Raw genomic sequence first — 1,269 nt, forward strand, 5'->3', positions numbered from 1 at the left:
CAATTTCGATTCTTGTTCGGCAAATAAGACCACATCATAGTCACCCTTTTGGATAAGGTTTTGGAAGTAGTTCTTCGTCTCTGCAGGCATCTTTTGGTTGGCTTGGTTGTACGTTAACGTCAGGACCTTAACGTTGCCGTTGTTCTCTTTTTTGTGCAGTTGTTGGTTCATCAAGTTCAGCTTTAAGTCGCTGTTTTTCGATGAATCTGTTTTGCTAAAAAAGCGATTAAAAAAGCTGCGATTTTCTTTTTTTTTGAGGCTAATTTCACCATCATTGCTTTTGGTAACGCTGTATTCTTTACCAAATACAGAGCCAAATTTAACGGTATCGCCTTCTTTCGCATTGGTTTTGATATTTTGAATATCTGCGAGGTCTAAATTACCTCGATGTTGACTATTAATTTGAATTGTCGACATAAAATAAACTCATTTCTAAACATGGTCGTTTTTAGCGGGATTAAATGAAAATCCCAGCAGGTAATTGTTCTGGAATTGCTTCTTCGTTATCGGTTTGTTCAATGAAGAGGTGCCACTGCTCAATTTTTTCTAGCAGTTGTTGGAATGTGTTTTGAACATAACTTTGAGGCTTATTAGCTAAAGAAATAACCTTATAAACGGTCAGTCTGCGGCTGTCCGGCATTAAACCAACACCGAAACCACCTCGAAATGGTTCTAGCGCGTGTTCACCGATTGCAATTGCGATGGCTTCTGGCAGAGGTGTTGGCAACTCAACAGGGCTGGTCAACGACATGTGCAAATTGATGGTGGTTTCGTTCTTAAATATGGTTAAGAAAAGCGCTTCATCATGGTCATTTGTATTCGATGACAGTTCGCATTGAAATAATCCGTTTGCATCGAAGTTTGCGTCGTTACCTAAAAAACTGATGCTTTCTTGGTAGATATCCATTGTTTTCCCCTCAATCTAAAAATTTATTATGGTTATTACTCATTTTGGGAAAGAGTATAAGAGTGAGGGTGTGGAAGGATATTGAGTATGGGCGTAAGTTTTTATTTTTATCGTATCAACACGGACCACAACTAGAGGGCGGCGACCTGTTTAGTTCGTCTGAGAGTAGTTTGTCTGAATAAAGTATTCATCTTTTATTCATGGCTCATGTGAAGAATAACCATGTCTTTTACATGGAGAAAGAAGATGGACGCGAAAACGAACAATGCAATCTCAAAATCAATGATGTTTTTCCATTGGGTTATCGGGCTTGGAATGATTGCGGTACTCATTTCTGGTCTAGTTATGGATGATGAATCAAA

General features: G+C 38.6%; 1 protein-coding gene and 1 pseudogene. Both read right to left on the reverse strand.

Features of this window, described 5'->3' with window-relative positions:
• Positions 1 to 417: pseudogene (locus tag R8N46_RS24855) on the reverse strand (VPA0450 family T3SS effector inositol phosphatase); the annotation flags it as partial.
• Between the two features lie 40 nt (positions 418 to 457).
• Entirely contained in the window at positions 458 to 907 is a 450-nt protein-coding gene (gene ati1 / locus R8N46_RS24860; RefSeq protein ID WP_005457555.1) for an Ati1 family type III secretion system chaperone, read from the reverse strand.
• Between the last annotated feature and the right edge of the window lie 362 nt (positions 908 to 1,269).

The sequence above is a fragment of the Vibrio sp. 1874 genome (assembly GCF_033344395.1).
In the GTDB taxonomy this organism is placed as follows: Bacteria; Pseudomonadota; Gammaproteobacteria; order Enterobacterales; family Vibrionaceae; genus Vibrio; species Vibrio alginolyticus.

Coding starts and splice junctions, on each gene's coding strand:
- ati1 (WP_005457555.1), bottom strand. CDS start 907: ATGGATATCTACCAAGAAAGCATCAGTTTTTTAGGTAACGACGCAAAC.